This window comes from Streptomyces sp. NPDC093510, from assembly GCF_040683555.1.
Lineage (GTDB): Bacteria > Actinomycetota > Actinomycetes > Streptomycetales > Streptomycetaceae > Streptomyces.
This window is the reverse complement of record NZ_JBFBEE010000004.1, coordinates 259,846-277,428: the sequence shown is the minus strand read 5'-3', so window position 1 is coordinate 277,428 and position 17,583 is coordinate 259,846. Positions and strand designations below refer to the sequence as shown.

The 17,583-nt window shown below is 71.5% G+C and carries 17 protein-coding genes; 7 read left to right on the top strand and 10 right to left on the bottom strand.

All coding sequences use genetic code 11. From position 1 onward, the window contains the following. Positions 1-17: 17 nt before the first annotated feature. A complete protein-coding gene (locus AB0N81_RS08330; protein WP_365356765.1) occupies positions 18-638 on the bottom strand; it encodes a L,D-transpeptidase in 621 nt (206 codons plus the stop codon). Further along, positions 628-1,149 carry a SigE family RNA polymerase sigma factor gene (locus AB0N81_RS08325; RefSeq protein WP_365356764.1) on the bottom strand — a complete coding sequence of 174 codons (522 nt, stop codon included), beginning with the start codon at positions 1,147-1,149 and terminating at the stop codon, positions 628-630. The genes AB0N81_RS08330 and AB0N81_RS08325 overlap by 11 nt, the downstream gene beginning before the upstream one ends. 124 nt (positions 1,150-1,273) lie before the next feature. On the opposite strand from AB0N81_RS08325, the gene AB0N81_RS08320 reads away from it, so the two are divergent. Then, positions 1,274-2,224, top strand: a complete 951-nt coding sequence (locus AB0N81_RS08320; protein WP_365356762.1) for a L,D-transpeptidase — start codon at positions 1,274-1,276, stop codon at positions 2,222-2,224. Between the two features lie 51 nt (positions 2,225-2,275). On the opposite strand, the gene AB0N81_RS08315 is transcribed toward AB0N81_RS08320, so the two are convergent. After that, entirely contained in the window at positions 2,276-3,106 is an 831-nt protein-coding gene (locus tag AB0N81_RS08315; protein WP_365356761.1) for a hypothetical protein, read from the bottom strand. Between the two features lie 5 nt (positions 3,107-3,111). Continuing rightward, complete coding sequence (locus AB0N81_RS08310; RefSeq protein WP_365356760.1) at positions 3,112-3,759, bottom strand: papain-like cysteine protease family protein; 648 nt, start codon at positions 3,757-3,759, stop codon at positions 3,112-3,114. A 226-nt stretch (positions 3,760-3,985) separates the two neighbouring features. Between AB0N81_RS08310 and AB0N81_RS08305 the strand changes: the two genes are divergently transcribed. Next, on the top strand, positions 3,986-4,966 hold the full coding sequence (locus AB0N81_RS08305; RefSeq protein ID WP_365356758.1) for a hypothetical protein: 981 nt from the start codon (positions 3,986-3,988) through the stop codon (positions 4,964-4,966). A gap of 64 nt (positions 4,967-5,030) precedes the next feature. Here the strand turns inward: AB0N81_RS08305 and AB0N81_RS08300 are convergent, their stop codons facing one another. Next, positions 5,031-5,456 carry a Rieske (2Fe-2S) protein gene (locus tag AB0N81_RS08300; protein WP_365356756.1) on the bottom strand — a complete coding sequence of 142 codons (426 nt, stop codon included), beginning with the start codon at positions 5,454-5,456 and terminating at the stop codon, positions 5,031-5,033. Positions 5,457-5,633: 177 nt separating this feature from the next. Here AB0N81_RS08300 and AB0N81_RS08295 point away from each other — a divergent pair, with 177 nt between their 5' ends. Then, positions 5,634-6,578 (top strand): carbohydrate kinase, encoded by a 945-nt coding sequence (locus AB0N81_RS08295; RefSeq protein WP_365356755.1) that lies wholly within the window; start codon positions 5,634-5,636, stop codon positions 6,576-6,578. A gap of 59 nt (positions 6,579-6,637) precedes the next feature. Here the strand turns inward: AB0N81_RS08295 and AB0N81_RS08290 are convergent, their stop codons facing one another. Next, positions 6,638-7,402: a crotonase/enoyl-CoA hydratase family protein gene (locus AB0N81_RS08290; protein ID WP_365356753.1), complete on the bottom strand. Its 765-nt coding sequence runs from the start codon at positions 7,400-7,402 to the stop codon at positions 6,638-6,640. A gap of 189 nt (positions 7,403-7,591) precedes the next feature. Beyond that, entirely contained in the window at positions 7,592-10,714 is a 3,123-nt protein-coding gene (gene uvrA / locus AB0N81_RS08285; protein WP_365356752.1) for an excinuclease ABC subunit UvrA, read from the bottom strand. Between the two features lie 230 nt (positions 10,715-10,944). Here uvrA and AB0N81_RS08280 point away from each other — a divergent pair, with 230 nt between their 5' ends. Both AB0N81_RS08280 and AB0N81_RS08275 read left to right on the top strand, forming a co-directional pair. Further along, a complete protein-coding gene (locus tag AB0N81_RS08280) occupies positions 10,945-11,628 on the top strand; it encodes a maleylpyruvate isomerase family mycothiol-dependent enzyme (protein WP_365356751.1) in 684 nt (227 codons plus the stop codon). 10 nt (positions 11,629-11,638) lie between these two features. Beyond that, positions 11,639-12,295 (top strand): MBL fold metallo-hydrolase, encoded by a 657-nt coding sequence (locus AB0N81_RS08275; RefSeq protein WP_365356750.1) that lies wholly within the window; start codon positions 11,639-11,641, stop codon positions 12,293-12,295. A gap of 19 nt (positions 12,296-12,314) precedes the next feature. Here the strand turns inward: AB0N81_RS08275 and aroQ are convergent, their stop codons facing one another. Beyond that, the gene (gene aroQ / locus AB0N81_RS08270) at positions 12,315-12,779 is read right to left on the bottom strand and encodes a type II 3-dehydroquinate dehydratase (protein WP_365356749.1); all 465 of its coding nucleotides are present in this window, start codon (positions 12,777-12,779) and stop codon (positions 12,315-12,317) included. An 83-nt stretch (positions 12,780-12,862) separates the two neighbouring features. Here aroQ and AB0N81_RS08265 point away from each other — a divergent pair, with 83 nt between their 5' ends. Continuing rightward, a complete protein-coding gene (locus AB0N81_RS08265) occupies positions 12,863-13,912 on the top strand; it encodes a S66 peptidase family protein (protein ID WP_365356748.1) in 1,050 nt (349 codons plus the stop codon). Positions 13,913-13,987: 75 nt separating this feature from the next. After that, positions 13,988-15,298 (top strand): MFS transporter, encoded by a 1,311-nt coding sequence (locus tag AB0N81_RS08260; protein ID WP_365356747.1) that lies wholly within the window; start codon positions 13,988-13,990, stop codon positions 15,296-15,298. On the opposite strand, the gene AB0N81_RS08255 is transcribed toward AB0N81_RS08260, so the two are convergent. Both AB0N81_RS08255 and AB0N81_RS08250 read right to left on the bottom strand, forming a co-directional pair. After that, positions 15,288-16,388 (bottom strand): ionic transporter y4hA, encoded by a 1,101-nt coding sequence (locus AB0N81_RS08255; protein WP_365356746.1) that lies wholly within the window; start codon positions 16,386-16,388, stop codon positions 15,288-15,290. The two genes, AB0N81_RS08260 and AB0N81_RS08255, sit on opposite strands and share 11 nt — an antisense overlap. A gap of 87 nt (positions 16,389-16,475) precedes the next feature. After that, positions 16,476-17,474, bottom strand: coding sequence for a TerC family protein (locus AB0N81_RS08250; RefSeq protein WP_365356744.1), 999 nt, complete (start codon positions 17,472-17,474; stop codon positions 16,476-16,478). Positions 17,475-17,583: the final 109 nt, after the last annotated feature.

Below are 17,583 nucleotides of genomic sequence, written 5' to 3'. Positions count from 1 at the left end.
CGCGCACCATGTTCACCTCACCCGGCGCGCACGGTGATCACGTCGCCCGGTGCCAGCCGGCCGTGCAGCCACCGGGCGTCGTCGGTGCGCAGGCCGAGCCAGCCCCGGGTGATGTTCCTGCTGCCCGGCGCCTTCTCGTCGTAGGTCATCGCGCCGGCATAGGTGGTGTCGCCGTCCGGTGTGCGCAGCTCGACGACCCAGGGCAGCTTCAGGTCGTACTCGCCGCCGAGGCCGACGTCCCCGGCGGCCATGCGCTTTACGCGGTGGGTGGCGACGACCGTCATCCGGCCGGTGGGCGTGGGGTGCCGCGCGGTGCCCGCCGACACCGGCAACTCCCGGGTGCCGACGGTCATCCGGTGTTGGGACAGGTCGACGGTGGCGGCGGGCCTGCGCGGGCCGTCGGTGGCGACGGGCGCCGGGCGGTGGGGGCGTTCGTCGTCGGAGCCGGACCCGGTCAGAAGTCCCGCGGTGACCGTCACGGCCACGGCCGCCGTGGCCAGGGCCGCACCCGCGTACGCGGTACGCCGACGGCGGCGGCGCTGTGCGGCGCGGCGGCGGATCTCCGCTCCCGCGACGGGGGCGGGGGTCTGGTGGTCCGCCGCGAGATCCCGGAGGGCGGAGTTCAGGTCATCGGACACGGCCGCCCTCCTTCGTGCTGCGCTCGTCGTCGCCGTCCCGCTCGGCGGACAGCCGTGCGGCGAGCGCCGCCCTGCCGCGTGACAGGCGGGCCTTGACCGTCCCGACGGGCGAGCCGGTCTCGGAGGCTACCTGCTCCACGCTCAGGTCGCACAGATGGTGCAGGACGACCGCCGTGCGCTGCGCATCGGGGAGGGTGCGCAACGCCGCCACCAGGGCGGTGTGCTCGGGTCCCGGGCCCGGGACCCGGTCGGCGGGCGGGTTCCTGCGGACGAGGTCGAGCCAGCGCCGGGCCCGGCGCCAGCGGCTGACCGCCAGACGCATGGCGACCGTACGGATCCACGCCTCGGGAGCCTCGTCGGCGAGGAAGTCCTGCCGCCGGTCCCAGGCACGTACGAACGCCTCCTGGACGACGTCCTGCGCCTCGCCGTGGTCGCCGGTCAGGGCGTACACCTGGCCGACCAGACGCGGGAAGGCGGTGGCGTAGAACGCGTCGAACTCGTCCTCCGTCATGCCCCCGCGCCCCCGTCCGGCCGTGCCGGATCACGTGTTCCGAAATTCCTGGGATTGGTCTGCAACCCGCCGCCCCGCCCGTGCGTACAGGTCCCGTACATCGAAACACAGCCCAGGGGGAGCGATGACCACAGGGAACACGATCACGATGAGGCGCGCCACGCGCGCGTGGGGAGCGGCGGCGCTCTGCTCGCTGGCGCTGGCGGGCTGCTCCGGACAGGACGGTGAGGGGGCGCGGAGCGCGGCCGGGCCGAAGCCCGCGGCGAGCGCGGCGGACCGTGCTCCGTCCGTGCGGGAGAAGCCGAGGCCCGTGGCGGAGCCCGCCGCCTTCAAGGGCATGCGGGTCAATGTCTCCAACGGGCAGACCGTCGGCGTCGGCATGCCGATATCGCTCACGTTCGACCGTCCGGTGCCGGTCGCTGAGCGGGCCGCGGTCGAGCGGCGCCTGAAGGTGGCGGCACGGCCCGCGGTGACGGGGTCGTGGAGCTGGGTCAAGGACCGCAATCTGCACGACGGGCAGCGCGTCGACTACCGGCCGGGCGAACCGTGGAAGCCCGGCACGAAGGTCACCTTCCGGGCCGGGACGGGCACCGGGCGGACATTCCAGGTGGGCCGTTCCCTGGTCGCCACGGTGGACGTGCGCAGCCACACCATGACGGTCGTCGAGGACGGCGTGACACGTCGGGTGAAGGTCACGGCGGGCGCGGCGGGCATGGACACCTGGAACGGCACCATGGTCGTCCTCGACAAGCAGTCCCGGGTGCTCATGGACTCCCGGACCGTGGGCTACGGCAAGGCGTACAAGGACTACTACAACTACGCGGTCCACCTGACGACTTCGGGGACCTACCTCCACGAGAACCCGAACGCGAACGCCACCGCGGGCGAGCGCAACGTCACGCACGGCTGCATAGGTCTCGCCACCGACGGGACGGCCCGGCGCTTCTACGAGGACGTGATCCCCGGAGACATCGTGCGGGTCGTCGGCTCCAAGGAGACCGTGGCGGCAGGCAACGGCTACGGAGGCTGGAACGTGGACTGGAAGCAGTGGCGTGCGGGCAGCGCGCTGAACTGACGTCCCGTGCGGGTGAGCGGCGGCCGGCGTCCCGGCCGCCGCTCCCTGGGCTCAGTCCTGGCGCCGGGCCGCGCGGCGCCGCACGAGCGCCGTCCCCGAGACGCCGAGGGCGACCAGCGCACCGGCCCCGGCCAGCGAGGACGCGACCGTGACGGGTGCGCTCACGGAAGCCTCGTCGGGCGCCTTGGAGGTCCCGGTGTCGTAGCCGCCCGCCTTGCCGGACTTCTCGTACGCGGAGCCGGGCAGCTTGTCGCCGTACGCCTTCCTGACGCGCTCACGGTAGGCGGCGACCGAGGTCCCTTCGGCACCCACGGCGCGTACCGCGTCCTTGTCGAGGGGCAGCACGCGCGCGTGGTCACCCTCCCGGTCGTCCCGGACGTACCAGGCGTTGATCTGCGGCTCGTGGAAGACGGTGCCTCCGGGGGCCTTCTTCGCGCCCGCGCGCGCGTAGTGGGTCTCGTCGTCGCCGGTGGCGATGTTCACGACCTGCCAGGAGCCGCCCCGCTTCACCATCCACAGGGATGCCTCCTGTCCGTCGGACGAGACCGCCTTGCCTGCGAGGAACTCCAGGCGGGCGATCGGCGCGCCCTTCTCGCCCGCCACGAAGTCCGGGGAGAGGTAGTACACGGGCACGGTGCCGTCCGCGACGCGCGGGTCGGCCGCGGCCTTGGTGACCGCCCCCTCGCGCGAGAAGAAGCGGGAGAGCGTGTCGAGGGTCTTCGGCGCCCCGGCCGCCCGGTGCGCGGCGTCGCGGGACGCCGCGGAGGGCGCCGCCGGTCCGGAGTCGGCGGAGGCCGCGGGGGCGGCGAGGCCGAGGAGGAGGGTGGCGGCCGTGCCCGCGAGCGCGGCCCGGCCCAGGTGGCGGGGAAGGTGACGGGTCATCGCTCTCACGCCCCGATCCGGTACAGCGAGTGGGTCCAGGAGAAGGTGTTGTTGTCGACGTACCAGGCGTGCGAGGCCCAGTTGTAGCGGTCGCTGGAGGGCCAGGGGTCGCCCCAGTAGACCCAGCTGCTCGCGTCGTCGTAGCCGTAGAGGACGTGCATGTGGCCGCCGCCGTTGGACCACTGGATGCGGGTCTCGACCGGGCGGCCCGCGTCGATCTCGGCCTTCACGGTCGGGTAGCGCAGCCAGCCGGTGACGTACGAGCCGGGGTTGATCCCCGCCCAGCGCAGGCCGCTCTGCACATTGCCGAGGGTGGCCTGGTTGTTGGGGCACTCGGTGTTCTGGCTGCGTCCGAAGGCGGCGTTGCAGAACTGGTTCTGGCTGTAGTTGCGGCCCATGTAGGTCGCGATGGTGTTGCCGCCCGCGGCCCAGCACCAGTTCGTCTTCTGCTGTGCCTGCATGGTGATGTTCAGCCGCTTGGCGGCGAGTACGGACGGGTCGGCGGCGGTCGCGGCGGACGTGACGGGGGCGGGGGCGGGGGCCGCCGTGGCCGTGGCCGTGGGTGCGGTCAGGAGCGCCGCGGCGACGACGGCGAGCGCGCAGAGACGTCTGCGTCTGCCTGGGCTGCTGCTCCTGCTGATCGGTGGGCGCATCGCGTTCCTCCCGAGCGGGATGTGGGGTGTGGAGGAGCGCGTCCGGACGCTGCGATTGAGCATCGAGTGTTGTCGGGTGCAGGTCAACACGCTTCAATGCGGAATTACTTGGGCCGTGAACGGCGGCGTACGGATGTGAACGGACGTCGTACGCCGACCTGCTGGCCCGCTCCGACCGGCGCGAACGCCGGGCGACCGAAGTGAACGTTCACAGAGAGGGGCCCGCATGCCGCACGGCACACGGTTCGCACAAGGCGCGCCCGCGGACGCGGCGCGGACGGTGGACGACGAGCCCACAGAGCTGACGGCCGCCCTGCGCACCGGCCCCTTCCACATCGCGCTGCGCACCGCGATCACCGTCCGGCGGCTGCCGTTGCAGCGCGTGCGTCACCACCTGGCCCAGCACGGCGTCAACGTCGGCGTGACGAGCCTGAGTTACTGGCAGCAGGGCGCCCGGCGGCCCCAGCGCGCCGAGTCCCTGCGCGCCGTACGCGCCCTGGAGGAGATCCTCCAGCTCCCGGAGGAGTCACTGATCCGGCTGCTCGTCCGGCCGGCCGAACGCGCCGACCGGGCACGGCCCGCCGCCCGCTCGTACCGCTCCCTCGTGGAGGCCTCCGACGTGCTGCGGTCGCTCCTGACCGAGCTCGGCTCCCCGCTCGACGGCGGACTGCACACCATCGGCCACCACGAGCGGGTGCGGATCGGCGCGGGCCGTGAGCTGGTCGGCCGCGAGTCGCAGCACATCGTGCGCGCCCACCGGGACGGCGTGGACCGCTATGTGGCCATCCACCACGGCGACCCCGGGTGCGCCCCCGACCGCGTCCGCGTCCGCGCCCTGGAGAACTGCCGCACCGGACGGGTGCGATGGCACCAGGGGACGGGGGTGCTGGTCGCCGAGCTGCTCTTCGACGCGCGTCTGCGCGCGGGCGACACCCACCTGTTCGGCTACGGCTTCGAGGACGGCACGGCCGGGGCCGCCACCGAGTACATGCGCGGCTTCACCTACGCGGGCGGCCAGTACGCCCTCCAGATCCGCTACGACGAGGCGGCCCTGCCCGTACGCTGCCACCGCTTCACCCAGCACTCGGCCGCGGCGCCGCGCGGCGGCCGGCAGGAGCTGACCCTGAGCGGCAGCCACCGCTCGGTGCACGTGGTCGAGCCGCAGGTCAGGGCGGGGATACTGGGGATCGCCTGGGACTGGGAGTGAGCCGGGGACGGCGTGCGGAGCGGGGGGCCGCGTACAGAGCGGGGGCCGTGTGCGGAGCGGAGGCCTAGGCCTGCTTCGCCGGGCCCGCGATGATCTTGCCGTTCGTGACCTTCACCGGCACCTCGGGAAGCGGCTCCACGGCCGGCTCGTGCAGCACTTTGCCGTTGGTGGCGTCGAACCCACTGCCGTGGCACTGGCAGATCAGCTTGTGCCCCTCCAGGTTCTGGATGGGGCAGCGCGCGTGGGTGCAGATCGTGCTGTACGCCTTGTACTCGTCGTCGGAGATCCGGCTGACCACGACGTTGCTGTCCTTGTACAGCTTCGAGGCGCCCACCTTCACGTCGTCGGCCTTCCCGAGGTCCACCGGCGCGGTCGGGGCCGACCGGTTCGATCCGTCGCCGGACGAGCAGGCGGTGAGCCCGAGTCCGACGGCCGGGGCGAGAGCGGCGGCCCGCAGCACGGTGCGGCGGGCGGGGGGCGTGCCGGACATGGTGTCTCCACAGGTCAGGGGCGTATCGGTGACGGATCAGACCATACCGGTGCACAGCTGCGCGACCGTGTCGGGCACGAGCGTGCCCGAGTGCCGCCCGCTTCCGTCCGCGGCCCCGCGCACGGCCTAGCCTGAGCGGGGCGAGACGGCCCGGACAGCACCCGAGAGGAACCACCCGTGATTGTCGTCGCAGGAGAGGCCCTGATCGACCTCGTACCGCAGAAGACGGGCGAGGGGGCGGGCGAGGGAACGGCCCGGGGGCTGCCCGTGCTCGCGCCGCGGCTCGGCGGCGGCCCGTACAACACCGCCGTGGCGCTCGGCCGGCTCGGCTCCCCCGTCGCCTTCTGCTCGCGCGTCTCGCGGGACGCGTTCGGCGAGGCGCTGCTCGACGGGCTGCGGGCGGCCGGTGTCGAAGTCGAGGCCGACGGACTGCCCGTGCAGCGCGGCCCGGAACCGACGACGCTCGCCGTCGCCTCGATCGGCGCGGACGGCTCGGCGGGGTACTCGTTCTACGTCGAGGGCACGGCCGACCGGCTCTTCGAGGCCCCCGACCGGCTTCCCGACACCGTCCGGGCGATGTCGTTCGGCACCTGCTCGCTCGTCCTGGAGCCGGGCGCGAGCGCGTACGAGGACCTGATGCGCCGTGCGGCGGCGCGCGGCGTCTTCACCGCCCTCGACCCCAACGTACGGGCCGGTCTGATCCCCGACGCGGACGCGTACCGCGCGCGGTTCAAGAGCTGGCTGCCGTCGGTCTCGCTGCTCAAGCTGTCGCGGGAGGACGCCGACTGGCTCGGCGGCACCCCGCACGAGTGGCTCGCCTCGGGGCCCGCCGCCGTGGTCGTCACCCATGGCGGGGACGGCCTGTCCCTGTACACGCGGGACGGCGCCGAGGTGCGCGTGCCCGGCGAGACGGTCGACGTGGTGGACACGATCGGCGCGGGCGACACCGTCAACGCGGCGCTGCTGCACGGCCTTTCGGCACGGGACGCCCTGTCGGCGCGGGCCCTGGCCGCGCTGGGCACCGAGGGCTGGACCGACGTGCTGCGGTTCGCGGCGCGCGCGGCGGCTCTGACCTGCTCGCGGGCGGGTGCGGAACCGCCGTACGCGGCGGAACTCGCCTGACCGCTCTTCGGCGCCGCCTGCCGCCGCGCTGCCACGAGAAACGGCATGGGCCGCCGCTCTCAGCGGTCCGTGAACGCCCCGTGCCGGCCCGCTCCCTCGGCGAAGCGGGCCGCGCCCTCGGCCGCGCCGGCCAGTGAGTGCAGGCCGTGCCGCAACTCACCGGCCATCGCCTCCTGTTCGGGCAGGCCGCCCTGTTCGAGCGTGGCGAGCCGGTCGTGCCGCAGGCAGGTCTGCGGGAACGCGGCGATCTCGGCGGCGAGGCGCTCCGCCGCCGCGCGCGAGGTGCCCGGGGGCACGGTCCGGTTGACCAGGCCCATGCCCAGCGCCTCCGCCGCTCCGACGGGGCGGCCGGTCAGGATCAGGTCCAGGGCGCGGCCCTCCCCGATCAGGCGGGGCAGCCGCACCGTCCCGCCGTCGATGAGCGGGACGCCCCAGCGGCGGCAGAACACCCCGAGGACGGCGTCCTCCTCGGCGACGCGCAGGTCGCACCAGAGGGCGAGTTCGAGGCCGCCCGCGACGGCGTGGCCGGAGATCGCCGCGATCACCGGTTTGGACAGACGCATCCGGGTGGGGCCCATGGGGCCGTCCCCGTCCTCCGTGACCTCGTTGCCGTCGGGGGTGCCGATGGCCTTGAGGTCCGCACCCGCGCAGAAGGTGCCGCCCTCGCCCCAGAGCACCGCGACGGAGGCGTCCGGGTCGGCGTCGAAGGCGCGGAAGGCGTCGGCGAGGGCGCGGGCGGTGGGCCCGTCGACGGCGTTCCGCGCGGCGGGGCGGGACAGCACGACGGTGGTGACGGGGCCTGCGCGTTCGCTGCGTACGGGCATGGGGCAAGCCGACCACGGGAACGGGGCGCCCGACAAGGTGTGTTCGGGCCGCCGGTCCGTCATGCGTGCGCGGGCAGCGGGGACGTACGGAAGCGCCCCGCCCCCTCACCAGGGGCGGGGCGCTTCCGTCGGGGCTGCCGGGGTGCCGGGGTGCGGGCGTGCCGGGGTGCCGGTGCGGTCCGATCGCGGTCAGGCCTTGCGGGCCCGCGCGGTCTTCTTGGCCGCGGCCGGCTTCTTCGTGGCGGCCGTCTTCTTCGTAGGGGCCGCTGCCTTCTTCGTGGCGGCGGTCGCCTTCTTCGTAGTGGCCGTCTTCTTGGCGGGGGTGTCCGTCTTGGCCGTGGCCGTCTTCCGCGTGGCCGTGGCGCTCGCGGCCACCGTCTTCTTCGCGGCGGACTTCTTGGCGGCGGACTTCTTGGCCGGGGCCTTCTTGCCCGCGCCGCGTCCCTGCGAGGGCATCGCGTCGCTGATCCGGTCCGACGAGATGATGTCCCGCAGGAACTTGCCGGTGTGGCTGGCCGGCACGCCCGCGACCTCCTCGGGGGTGCCCTCGGCGACGACCAGACCGCCGCCGTTGCCCCCCTCGGGGCCCATGTCGACGACCCAGTCCGCGGTCTTGATCACGTCGAGGTTGTGCTCGATGACGATGACCGTGTTGCCCTTGTCGACCAGGCCCGAGAGGACCGTGATCAGCTTGCTGATGTCCTCGAAGTGCAGACCGGTGGTCGGCTCGTCGAGTACGTACACGGTCCGGCCCGTCGACCGCTTCTGGAGCTCGGAGGCCAGCTTCACGCGCTGGGCCTCGCCTCCGGAGAGCGTGGGCGCCGACTGGCCGAGACGCACGTACCCGAGGCCGACGTCGTTGAGCGTCCTCAGGTGACGGGCGATGGCGGGCACGGCCTCGAAGAAGTCGAGCGCCTCCTCGATCGGCATGTCGAGGACCTCGGCGATGGACTTGCCCTTGTAGTGCACGTCCAGCGTCTCGCGGTTGTAGCGCGCGCCGTGGCAGACCTCGCACGGCACGTACACGTCCGGGAGGAAGTTCATCTCGATCTTGATGGTGCCGTCACCGGAGCAGTTCTCGCAGCGGCCGCCCTTGACGTTGAAGGAGAAGCGCCCGGGGAGATAGCCCCGCACCTTCGCCTCCATGGTCTCCGCGAAGAGCTTGCGGACGTGGTCGAAGACTCCGGTGTACGTCGCCGGGTTCGACCGCGGGGTGCGGCCGATGGGCGACTGGTCGACGTGGACGACCTTGTCGACGAGGTCGTCGCCCTCCACGCGCGTGTGGCGGCCGGGGACCGACCTGGCGCCGTTCAGCTCGCGGGCCAGGTGGGTGTAGAGGATGTCGTTGACCAGCGTGGACTTGCCGGAGCCCGAGACGCCGGTGACCGCCGTGAGGACGCCGAGCGGGAAGGAGACGTCGATGTCCTGGAGGTTGTTCTCCCGGGCGCCGTGCACCGTCAGCTGCCGGGACGGGTCGGCGGGGCGGCGCACGTCCGGCACCGGGATGGCCTTCTTGCCCGACAGATACTGCCCGGTGATCGACTTGTCGTTGGCGAGGAGCTCCTTCATGGAGCCGCTGTGCACGACCTTGCCGCCGTGCTCGCCCGCGCCGGGGCCGATGTCGACGACCCAGTCGGCGACCTTGATCGTGTCCTCGTCGTGCTCGACGACGATCAGGGTGTTGCCCATGTCGCGCAGCCGGACGAGGGTCTCGATCAGGCGGTGGTTGTCACGCTGGTGGAGACCGATCGACGGCTCGTCCAGGACGTAGAGCACCCCGACCAGGCCGGAGCCGATCTGGGTGGCCAGGCGGATGCGCTGGGCCTCGCCTCCGGAGAGGGTGCCCGCGGCGCGGTTCAGCGAGAGGTAGTCCAGGCCGACGTCGACCAGGAACCGGAGCCTTTCGTTGACCTCCTTGAGGACCCGCTCGGCGATCTTCTTGTCGCGGGCGCCCAGCTTCAGCTCGGCGAGGAAGTCCGCGCAGTCGCTGATGGACATCGCCGAGACCTCGGCGATGGACTTCCCCATGACCGTGACGGCCAGGACGATCGGCTTGAGGCGCGTGCCCTCACAGGTGGGGCAGGGCACCTCGCGCATGTAGCCCTCGAAGCGCTCGCGGCTGGCGTCGCTCTCGGCCTCGCTGTGGCGGCGCTTGACGAAGGGGACGGCGCCTTCGAAGGCGGTGGTGTAGACCCGCTCGCGGCCGTACCTGTTCCGGTAGCGGACCTCGATCTGCGTCTTGTGGCCGTTGAGGAGGGCCTTCTTGGCGCGCTGCGGCAGGCCGGCCCAGGGCATGTCGGTGGAGAAGCCGAGGGCGTCGGCGAGCGCGCCGACGAGCCGCCCGAAGTACTCCTTGGTGTGGCCGTGCGACCAGGGGTGGATGGCACCCTCGTCGAGCGACTTGTCCTCGTCCGGGACGATCAGCTCGGGGTCGACCTCCATGCGCGTGCCGATGCCGGTGCAGTCCGGGCAGGCGCCGAAGGGCGAGTTGAAGGAGAAGGAGCGGGGCTCCAGCTCTTCGAAGGACAGGTCGTCGTACGGGCAGTAGAGGTGCTCCGAGTACATGCGCTCGCGCTCGGGGTCGTCCTCGGGGAGGTCGACGAAGTCGAGCACGACCATGCCTCCGGAGAGGCCGAGGGCGGTCTCCACGGAGTCGGTCAGGCGGCGCTTGGCGGAGTCCTTCACCGTGAGGCGGTCGACGACCACCTCGATGGTGTGCTTCTCCTGCTTCTTCAGCGTGGGCGGCTCGGAGAGCTGGATGGTCTCGCCGTCGACCCGCGCGCGGGAGTACCCCTTCGTCTGGAGGTCGGCGAAGAGGTCGACGAACTCGCCCTTGCGCTCGCGCACCAGCGGCGAGAGGACCTGGAAACGGCTGCCCTCGGGCAGCTCCAGGACCTTGTCGACGATGGCCTGCGGCGACTGGCGGGAGATGGGGCGGCCGCACTCGGGACAGTGCGGCTTGCCGATGCGCGCGAAGAGCAGGCGCAGGTAGTCGTAGACCTCGGTGATCGTGCCGACCGTCGAGCGCGGGTTGCGCGAGGTCGACTTCTGGTCGATCGAGACGGCCGGGGAGAGGCCCTCGATGAAGTCGACGTCGGGCTTGTCCATCTGGCCGAGGAACTGCCGGGCGTACGAGGAGAGCGACTCGACGTACCTCCGCTGGCCCTCGGCGAAGATCGTGTCGAACGCGAGCGAGGACTTGCCCGACCCGGAGAGTCCGGTGAAAACGATGAGTGAGTCGCGCGGGAGGTCGAGCGAGACGTTCTTGAGATTGTGCTCGCGCGCGCCACGGACGATGAGACGGTCGGCCACGCCGGTCCGCACCTTTCTTGAGAGAAGAGACAGGGGGCAGAACCCCCGTCATTCACAGACTAGGGCGAGCCACTGACAACGCCGGGCCGCTTCCCTGGTTCCACGTACACAACAAACCCGGACCTTCAAGAATGCCCGATGCCTCTCCCGACCATATAGCACGTGCATTCGATTTGTGGGCGGCGCCTGAGACCTTCACCCGAACGTGTGGCGCGGCTATCGTCGACCGCATGATTGATCATGTGCGCGACCTGGCGTCTGTACGTGACGCGACCGAACGACTGCTGAGCGCAGCGTCGAAATTGAACAACGATTCGACCGCCGAGCCGTCACGGCTCCCGGGCTGGACGCGCGGCCACGTCCTCGCCCACGTCGCGCGGAACGCGGACGCTCTGGTGAACGTGCTCTCCGGGCGCCCTATGTACGAGAGCGCGCAGGCCCGGGACGCGGACATCGAGCGGGACGCCCCGCGGCCGCTGGACGCGCAGCTGGAGGACGTGCGCGAGAGCGGCGCCCGCTTCCTGGCCGAGGGCGAGCGGCCCGCCGACTGGTCCCGCACGGTGGAGCTGCGCAACGGAGTGACCGACTCGGCGTCGCGCGTGCCGTTCCGACGGTGGGTGGAGGTCGAGCTGCACCACGTCGACCTCGGCATCGGATACGAGCTGGAAGACCTTCCCGAGGAGTTCGTGCAGCGGGAGATCACCTTCCTGACGACGCGTTTCTCGGGGAACCGCGATGTGCCGCCCACGCGGGTCACGAACGGCACGCACACGTGGACCACCGGCCGGGAGGGCGACTCCGAAGTCACCGTCTCCGGCTCCTCGCCCGACCTGGTCGGCTGGCTCTCCGGCCGCCGCGACGGCTCCGCGCTCACGGCCGAAGGGGGCCTCCTGCCCGCCCTGCCGCCGCTATAGGCTGGCGTACATGACGTACAGCGGAGCGGTGAAGGTCGGCGGGCCCGCGGATGTGCACGAGCTGCCGGACCTGATGATTTCGAAGGTCGCGGTCGGGCCGATGGACAACAACGCCTACCTGCTGCGCTGCCGGGCGACCGGCGAGCAGCTCCTGATCGACGCGGCGAACGACGCCGAGACGCTGCTGACGCTGATCGGTGACGACGGCATCGCGTCCGTCGTCACCACGCATCAGCACGGCGACCACTGGCAGGCCCTCGCCGCCGTCGTCGCGGCGACCCGCGCGCGGACGTACGCGGGCCGTGAGGACGCCACCGGCATCCCCGTCCCGACGGACGTCCTGGTGGACGACGGGGACACGATCACGGTCGGCCGCGTGACGCTGACCGCACGCCACCTGGTGGGGCACACCCCGGGCTCGATCGCGCTCGTCTACGACGACCCGCACGGCCACGCGCACGTGTTCACCGGCGACTGCCTCTTCCCGGGCGGCGTGGGCAACACGTGGAAGGACCCGAAGGCGTTCGCGAGCCTCATCGACGACGTCGAGACGAAGATCTTCGGGACGCTCTCGGACGAGACGTGGGTCTATCCCGGCCACGGCGGCGACACGACGCTCGGCGCCGAGCGGCCGCATCTCGCCGAATGGCGCGCGCGGGGCTGGTGAACCGAGGGGCGCGTACGCGTCAGGGGCGGGCGGCGACCAGTGCCGCCACCCGCTCCACCGCGAACGCGTACCCCTGCACCCCGCAGCCGGCGATGACACCGTCGGCGCGCTGCGAGACGTAGCTGTGGTGCCGGAACGCCTCGCGCTGATGGATGTTGGAGATGTGCACCTCCAACACCGGCATCCCGTCACAGGTGTTGAGCGCGTCCAGGATCGCGACGGACGTGTGGGAGTAGGCCGCGGGGTTGATGACGATGCCCACGTGGTGCTCGCGCGCCTCGTGAATCCAGTCGACCAACTCGCCTTCGTGGTTGCTCTGTCGCAGGTCCACGGTCCCGCCGTGCGCGGCAGCCGCCTTGGCGCACAGCGCCTCGACGTCGGCGAGGGTGTCCGTACCGTAGATCTCGGGCTGGCGGAGGCCGAGGAGGTTCAGGTTCGGGCCGTTCAGGACCATGATCGGGGCGGTGGCGAGGCTGCGCGTCATAAGGGAGGTCTATCACGCCTCCCGCGCGCGGGAGGGGCCCGAAGTCGGATGCGCTCTCCGTAGTGCCCGCCTACGCTCCCGTCATGATCGTCGAACCCGTGTACCCGCCGAAACCCTCACCGGGCGACCGCGTCGCCGTGCTCTCCCCCTCCAGCGGGCTGCCCGAACTCTTCCCGCTCCCCTACGAACTGGGCCTGAAGCGCCTCCGCGAGGACTTCGGCCTGGAACCCGTCGAGTACCCGACGACCCGGAAGATGGGCTCGACGCCGCGGGAGCGGGCCGACGACCTCCACGCGGCGTTCGCCGACCCGACCGTCAAGGCCGTCATCGCGAGCATCGGCGGCGACGACCAGATCACCGTCCTGCCGCACCTGGACCGGGAGTTGATCCGCGCGCACCCGAAGCCGTTCTTCGGCTGGAGCGACAACACCAATCTGCTCGCCCACCTGTGGCAGTCCGGCATCGTCGGCTATCACGGCGCGTCCGTCATGTGCGAGCTCGGCCGCCCCGGCGCCATGGCACCGCAGACCGCGGACTCGCTGCGCGCCGCGCTCTTCACCTCCGGCCCCTACGAACTGCGCCCCGCCGAGCGCTACCGCGACGTCGACCTGCCCTGGGAGGACCCCGCGCTCCTCCTGGAGGAACCGCCCACGGAGCCGGGCGGCGGCTGGCTCTGGCACGGGCCCGAGCGGGTCGTGGAGGGCCGCTCCTGGGGCGGCAACCTGGAGATACTCTCCTGGCTCCTGATGGCGGACCGCGAGATCCAGCGGGACCTGTCAGCGTACGACGGCTGCGTCCTGCTCCTGGAGACGTCGGAGGAACTGCCCGGCGCCGAGGAGGTGTTCCGCGTCCTGCGCAACATGGGCGAGCGCGGACTGCTGCACCGCTTCCCCGCCCTCCTGATGGGCCGCGCCAAGGCCTGGTCCTTCCAGCGCCCCTCGGACGCCGACGGAAAGGCGGCGTACGTCCGTGAGCAGCGCGAGGCCGTCCAGAAGGCGCTCGCCACGTACGCGCCCGAGACCATGACGGTCTTCGACGTGGACCTCGGTCACACCGACCCCCAAGTCGTCATCCCCTACGGGGGAATCGTGCGGGTCGACGGCCCGGCACGCCGCATCACCGTGACCTATTAGCCGAGATTCAGGAGCCGGTCATAGCGAGGCGGTCGCCATGCGTTACTGGGGGTGACTGTGGGTAGTTGATGCGGCATGCGCAAAACGAAGCCCCCACGCCGGACCGCACCACCGTCACTGCCGCGGCTCGCGGCCGCCTCGCTCGCCGGGACCGCCATCGAGTTCTACGACTTCTTCATCTACGGAACGGCCGCCGCACTGGTCCTCGGCCCGCTGTTCTTCCCCACCTTCTCGCCACTCGCGGGCACGCTCGCCGCCTTCGCGACGTTCGGGGTGGGCTTCGTCGCGCGGCCCCTGGGCTCCGTCCTCTTCGGGCACATCGGCGACCGGCACGGGCGGCGGCCCGTGCTCATCGTGTCGCTGCTGCTCACCGGAGTAGCCACGGTCGCGGTCGGCTGCGTACCCACGTACGGGTCGATCGGAGCCGCCGCTCCCCTGCTGCTTCTCGTGCTGCGGTTCCTGCAAGGGCTCGGGCTCGGCGGCGAGTGGGGCGGAGCCGTGCTGCTGACCGCGGAGCACGCGCCTCCCGAGCGGCGCGGGCTGTGGGCGAGCTTCCCGCAGGTCGGCCCCTCGATCGGGTTCCTGCTGGCCAACGGCGTGATGCTGGCCCTGTCGGCGACGCTCACCGACGCGCAGTTCGCGGCCTGGGGGTGGCGCGTGCCGTTCTGGGCGGCGGGGCTGCTCGTGGTGGCGGGTCTCGCGCTGCGCTCCTCGCTCGCGGAGAGCCCGGACTTCCTGCGCCTGCGCGAGCACGCGCGCGTGCCGCTCGCCGAGGTGGTGCGCGGCCACTGGCGGCTGGTGCTCCTGACGGCGGGCGCGCTCGCCGTCGGGTACGCGGTGTTCTACGCCGTGACGACCTGGTCCCTCTCGTACGGCGTGGAGGAACTCGGCGTCAGCCGCACGGTCATGCTGGCCTGCATCATGGCGGCGGTGGTGGTGAAGGGCGCCCTGACGCCGGTGGTCGCCGTGCTCGGCGACCGGTACGGGCGGCGGCCGCTGTGCCTGCTGGGGTGCACCGCGACGGCCCTGTGGATGTTCCCGATGATCGCGCTGCTCTCGACCGGGGAGCCGCTGCTGATGTTCACCGGGTTCCTGGTGGCGATGCTCGCGTTCATCGCGATGTTCGCGGTGATCGGCGCCTATCTGCCGGAGTTGTACGAGCCCCGGGTGCGCTGCACGGGCGCCGCGGTCGGCTACAACCTCGGCGGTGTGCTCGGGGGCGCGCTGACCCCGATCGTGGCGACCGCGGCGGCGCAGGGGGACGGGAAGCCGTGGGGTGTGGCCGCGTACCTGTCGGGCATCGCGCTGCTGAGCCTCGGCTGCTTCGCGCTGCTCCCGGAGACGCGGCCGGCCGTACGTCCCGATCCGGCGGCCGCTACGGGGTGACCGCGAGCTCCAGGAACGCCGCGAACAGCACCAGGTGGACCCCGCCCTGCAGCGGCGTGGCGCGCCCCGGCACGACCGTGAGCGTCCCGACGATCACGGTGAGCGCGAGCAGCACCATGTGGGTGGAGCTCAGCCCCAGCACGAGCGGTCCCGACAGCCACACGGAGGCGACGGCGACGGCCGGGATGGTCAGCCCGATGCTGGCCATGGCCGAGCCGAGCGCGAGGTTCAGGCTGGTCTGCACGCGGTCGCGGCGGGTGGCGCGCACGGCCGCGATGGTCTCGGGGAGGAGCACGAGCAGCGCGATGATCACGCCGACGACGGCGTGCGGCATGCCGGCGCTCTCCACGCCCGACTCGATCGTCGGGGAGACGCCCTTGGCGAGACCGACCACGCCGATCAGCGCCAGCGCGAGCAGCAGCAGGCTCATCAGCGCCGCTTTGGAGGAGGGGCCCTCGGCGTGGCTGTCGCTGTCGATGACCTCGCCCTGCTTGGTGAGGGGCAGGAAGTAGTCGCGGTGCCGCACGGTCTGGGTGGTCACGAAGATGCCGTAGAGGACGATCGAGGCGATCGCGGCGAAGGTGAGCTGGGCCGTGGAGAACTCGGGGCCCTGCTTGGTGGTGGTGAACGTCGGCAGCACGAGGCAGAGCGTGGCCAGGGTGGCGACGGTCGCGAGGGCGGCGCCGGTGCCCTCGGGGTTGAAGACGGCGGTGCGGTGGCGCAGCGCGCCGACCAGGAGGCAGAGCCCGACGATTCCGTTGCAGGTGATCATCACTGCGGCGAAGACGGTGTCGCGGGCGAGCGTGGAACTCTTGTCGCCGCCGTCGGCCATGAGGGTGACGATGAGCGCCACCTCGATGATCGTCACCGCGACCGCGAGGACGAGGGAGCCGAAGGGTTCACCGACGCGGTGCGCGATCACCTCGGCGTGGTGGACGGCGGCGAGCACCGCCCCTGCGAGGACCAGCGTGACCACGGCGACGACCGGTCCTGGCAGGTCCCGCCCCCAGGTGAGCGCGAGGAGAACGATCGCGAGGACCGGCACCACGGCCGTCCACTGCATGCCGAGCGCCCGGAGCCGAGTGACCATGACTCGATGCTGCCCCGGGCGCCTGGGTGCCGCTACTCGGTCCCTCCCGCCCGGTGCCGGGCGGTAGAGGTGACCGTCAGGCCTTGATCAGGCCTCGATGCTGTCCTTCCGGGTGTCGTCCTCGGCCTCGGCCGCGGCCTGCTGCTCCTGCTTCTTGGAGGCGATGAGGCTGGTGATCGTCGTGATCACCAGGACACCGCAGATGACGCCGAGCGAGACCGGGATGGAGATCTCGGGGACGTGCACCCCGTTCTCGTGCAGGGCGTGCAGCACGAGCTTCACACCGATGAAGCCGAGGATCACCGACAGGCCGTAGCTGAGGTGGACCAGCTTCCTGAGCAGGCCGCCGATGAGGAAGTACAGCTGCCGCAGACCCATCAGGGCGAAGGCGTTGGCGGTGAAGACGATGTACGGGTCCTGGGTGAGGCCGAAGATCGCGGGGATGGAGTCCATCGCGAAGAGCACGTCGGTGGTGCCGATGGCGAGCATGACGACCATGAGAGGCGTCATGATCTTCTTGCCGTTCTTCCGGACGAACAGCTTCGTGCCCTCGTACCGGTCGGAGACGCCGAACTTCTTCTCGATGGACTTCAGGAGGCGGTTCTCCTCCCAGTCCTCTTCCTCCTCGTCGGAACGCGCCTCCTGGATGAGCTTCCAGGCGGTGTAGATCAGGAACGCGCCGAAGATGTAGAAGACCCAGGAGAAGTTGGCGATCACCGCGGCGCCGGCGGCGATGAAGATCGCTCGCAGGACCAGGGCGATCAGCACACCGAACAGCAGCACGCGCTGCTGGAGGTGGGAGGGCACCGAGAACTTCGCCATGATCAGGATGAAGACGAAGAGGTTGTCGACGGAGAGCGACTTCTCGGTGATGAAGCCCGCGAAGAACTCGCCGGACGCCTGGGTCTCACCGGCGACCATCAGGCCGAGGCCGAAGAGCGCCGCGAGGATGATCCAGACGATCGTCCAGACTCCGGCTTCCTTGATCGACACGTCATGGGGCTTGCGCCCGATGAAGAAGTCGACCGCGATCAGGGCGCACAGACCGAGAACGGTCGTCACCCACAGGGTCATTGAAACGTCCACTGCGCCTCCGGCTTTGTACGGCTACTGATCAGCGTCGTCGCTGCCGGAGGTCTCTTCCACCCGAGGCGTTTGCCGCCATGATGTCGGGCCGACGCCCCGGGACCGATGG